This window comes from Pseudomonas sp. RGM2987 (assembly GCF_022952855.1).
In the GTDB taxonomy this organism is placed as follows: domain Bacteria; phylum Pseudomonadota; class Gammaproteobacteria; order Pseudomonadales; family Pseudomonadaceae; genus Aquipseudomonas.
Genome location: NZ_JALJDX010000050.1, coordinates 1 through 3,571 on the forward strand (window position 1 = coordinate 1; position 3,571 = coordinate 3,571).

Below are 3,571 nucleotides of genomic sequence, written 5' to 3' on the forward strand. Positions count from 1 at the left end.
GTACACCGAGGCGCCTGGCTTTGGGGCTGCTGCGCAGCCCAGCGGGAGCAAGCTCCCTCGCCACAAAAGCGGCTTCATCACAGGTCGGTCATATCTCTTCTTTCACACCGTACGCGAATATTGAACCTGCTGATCCGCCCCCAGATACGCATCAAACGCCATCGCCACACTGCGCATCATCAACTGCCCCTGGGGCCGCAGCACCAGCGCATCGGCGTGGATCTGCAGCAACCCATCGCCCACCTGTTCCTGGAGCCGCTCCAGCGCATCGGCGAAGTATTCGTTGAAACGGATACCGTGTCCGGCTTCGATCCGGGCAAAGTCGATTCGCCCATGGCACATCAGCTCGCTGATGACCTCGCGCCTTACACAGTCATCGGTGCTCAGGCGATAGCCGCGCAGCACCGGCAACAGGCCCTGCTCCAGGCGGGCGTAATACTGGGAAAGCTCCTTGACGTTTTGGCTGTAGCTGTCGCCCACCTTGCCGATCGACGACACGCCCAGGCCGATCAGGTCGCAGTCGGCATGGGTGGAATAGCCCTGGAAGTTTCGTTGCAGGGTGCCCTCGGCCCGGGCGCGCACCAGCTCATCCTCCGGCAAGGCGAAATGGTCCATGCCGATGTACACATAGCCGGCCTCGGTCAGCCGATCGATGGTCAGTTCCAGCAGTTCCAGCTTGCGCTCCGGCGGCGGCATGTCTTCGGGTCGGATCATCCGTTGTGCCCGCACCCGCTGCGGCAGGTGGGCATAGCTGTAGGCCGCGATCCGGTCGGGGCGCAAGGCAATGATCTTGTCCAGGGTGACATCGAAACTGGCGACGGTTTGCAGCGGCAGGCCATAGATCAGATCGACGCTGACCGACTTGAAGCGCGCCTCACGGGCCGCTGCGACCAATTCGGCAACCTGTTCGACGCTTTGCAGCCGATTGACCGCTGCCTGTACCTGGGCATCGAAATCCTGGACCCCGAAGCTCAAACGGTTGAAACCCAACCGCCGCAGGCCCCGTACCTGTTCGACATCGATGGTGCGTGGATCGACCTCGATGGAAAACTCATGTTCGTCGCTGTCATCCATGTCGAACGACTGATGCAGGCAGTCCACCAGCTCGGCCAATTGCTCGTGGGTCAGGTAGGTCGGCGTGCCCCCACCCAGGTGCAGTTGCGTCAGTTTGCGCGAACGATCGAACAGCCCGGCTTGCAGGGCAATCTCGCGCTTGAGATAGCTCAGGTATTCGGCGGCGCGGTGGGTCTTGCGGGTGATGATCTTGTTGCAGGCGCAGTAATAGCAGAGGCTCTGGCAGAACGGGATATGGATGTACACCGACAACGGCTTGGGCACTGCTGCCTCATTGCTGCGCTGGGCAGCCTGGCGGTATTCATCCATGGCGAACGCCTGGTGAAATTGCGGCGCCGTCGGATATGACGTGTAGCGCGGCCCCGGGCGGTCGTATTTTTCCACCAGGGCTCGGTCGAATGTAGAGGCAGCGTTCATGCGGGGTTCAACTTTTCAAAAGGGCGTGGGGTGGCGTCGAACAGATCCGGGTCGAACAGGTTGCAGATCGCATCCACGCTCAAGCGCCCGGCCGGCAGGATGCCGATGAAACGGCTCGACATTTCGATCAATCCCTTGTCGTGCAGCGTTTCCAGCAGCGGCCAGATAGGCGCGAAGTGCTCGCGGAACACCAGGCCATAACGTGCTTCAATCGCCGGTATATCCAACTCCAGGTCGCAAGACAGCTGTTCGGTCACGTTGGCCCGGATCTGGTCCTGGGCCTCACAGCGCCAACCCCGACGCACCGGCAACTGGCCGGCGTCCAGTTGCTGGCAGTACTGGTGCAGGTCGTCGGTGTTCTGCACGTACAGGTGCTCGATCTGGGTGATGGCCGACAAACCGAAACCCACGTGATCGCAGCAACCGTGGCGGGTAAACCCCTGGCAATTGCGATGCAGGCGGCCGTGCTCCTGGGCGACCGCCAGGTCATCGTCGGCCCTGACAAACTGCCCCAGGCCGATGTAGTGATAACCGGCGCCGATCAGTTGCTCGCAGCAGATCCGACGCATGGCGTCCTTGTCGGCCTGGCTGCAGAACGCACCGGCCGTCCCGGCATTTTTCGAGCGATAGCGATACGGCGCGCAGGCATAGTCGAACACCTGCAACCGGTCCGGTTCCAGTTCGATCAAGGTCGAGAGCTTCAGGGCAAAACTGGCGGGCGTCTGCCAGGCATGGCCGTAGCCCAGATCGATGTTGATCGAGCGAAAACCAAAGGTACGCGCCGCATCGATCAATGAATGGATGGGCGCAGGGTTCTGATAGCAGTCGACGGACAGATCGCTGTCCAGGCCAATGTCCGGCACGCCGATGCTGACATGGGTAAAACCCTGGTCGCGGATCAGGCCCATGGTCGACCAGTCAGTATGGTGCAGATCCACCTCGATGCTGTGATCACCGCTGTCGTACTCGCAGAAGTCGAAACGCTTGCGCAGATCGCCCATCAGCCGCTGCAAATGGGCGATCACCGGGGTGCCGCCAGTCAGGCAAAGCTGCTCGACGCGCCGCCCGTTCCCCAGGTGGCAACCGACCAGCCCCAGCTCATAGGTCAGGCGTTGCAGATAACCGTCGATTTCACCGCAGCGGCAGTCACTGGCGAGGGTCGAGCACGTCGCCAGTCTCAAGCGCGATGGCAGATGGACCGCCACGGACAACGGCCGACGTTTCTGCCGGCTGTTGCGCAAGCCTCTGAGCAGGTCGAGCGAACCGATGCCGCCGTGGAATCGACGCGTACCCACCGGACAATCGAAATCAGCCACCACAGCGGCGCGTGCCGAGGGTCGTTCTCCGAGGGTTTGAAAAAGATCGAACATGGCAATCTCCGAGTGGCTGCGCGGCGACAGTGTCCGGCGGAACCCGCATGGGCACCTTGACCTGTATCAAGTGCCGCGAAACCAAGGCGTTGCGAGCTACCAGCCGATGTAGAACATGCCCTTGGCCAGCAGCACGATCGCCACCAGGTGCAGGAACACACTGGTGTGAATGATGTGGACATGACGGGCGCTCATCCACCCACGCCTGAACAGCCACATGGCCCAGAGAAAATGCCCCAGCACGCTGATCGCCAACAGGATTTTCAGCGTCAGCAACAACCCGAACGACGACTGCCACGGCGACAATAACAGCGGCCAATACCGCAGCCAGACCATGCCCACCCCCGCGCCGAACAGCACCAGCAACACCCACGGCATCAATTGCCGCGCACGTCGGCTGATGGCCTGTTCCAGCAGCACCATGGCCTTGGCCGGCAATTGCCTGCGGATGCTTTCGAGAAACAACACTTCGAAAAAGACCGTGCCGATGAAGACCAGCGCGGCGAACAGGTGCAGGGTCAGGAACAGCGGGTAGCTCATGGGGTTCTCGGATGCGTTCGGGGCTTACGCATCAGGCTACGCGGGGGACGCGGGTGGGGGTTGATGCCAATCAAGGAAGCCGTCGGTCCTGATGCGCCCCCTGTGGGAGCGGGCTTGCTCGCGAATGCGGTGTATCAGTCGCCATTTAGGTATCTGACACACCGCATTCG

General features: G+C 61.6%; 3 protein-coding genes. All 3 read right to left on the reverse strand.

Annotated features, from left to right (window positions below; genetic code table 11):
• Nucleotides 1–102 precede the first annotated feature (102 nt).
• Nucleotides 103–1,491, reverse strand: coding sequence for an oxygen-independent coproporphyrinogen III oxidase (gene hemN, locus RGM2987_RS00345; protein ID WP_245138130.1), 1,389 nt, complete (start codon nucleotides 1,489–1,491; stop codon nucleotides 103–105).
• The gene (locus RGM2987_RS00350) at nucleotides 1,488–2,861 is read right to left on the reverse strand and encodes a coproporphyrinogen III oxidase (protein ID WP_245138131.1); all 1,374 of its coding nucleotides are present in this window, start codon (nucleotides 2,859–2,861) and stop codon (nucleotides 1,488–1,490) included. The genes hemN and RGM2987_RS00350 overlap by 4 nt, the downstream gene beginning before the upstream one ends.
• Before the next feature lie 96 nt (nucleotides 2,862–2,957).
• Complete coding sequence (locus RGM2987_RS00355; protein ID WP_245138132.1) at nucleotides 2,958–3,401, reverse strand: hypothetical protein; 444 nt, start codon at nucleotides 3,399–3,401, stop codon at nucleotides 2,958–2,960.
• Between the last annotated feature and the right edge of the window lie 170 nt (nucleotides 3,402–3,571).

What these genes read in the sequence shown, in the direction of transcription:
- RGM2987_RS00355 (WP_245138132.1), bottom strand. Translation starts at nt 3,401, where the DNA reads ATGAGCTACCCGCTGTTCCTGACCCTGCACCTGTTCGCCGCGCTGGTC.
- hemN (WP_245138130.1), bottom strand. Translation starts at nt 1,491, where the DNA reads ATGAACGCTGCCTCTACATTCGACCGAGCCCTGGTGGAAAAATACGAC.
- RGM2987_RS00350 (WP_245138131.1), bottom strand. Translation starts at nt 2,861, where the DNA reads ATGTTCGATCTTTTTCAAACCCTCGGAGAACGACCCTCGGCACGCGCC.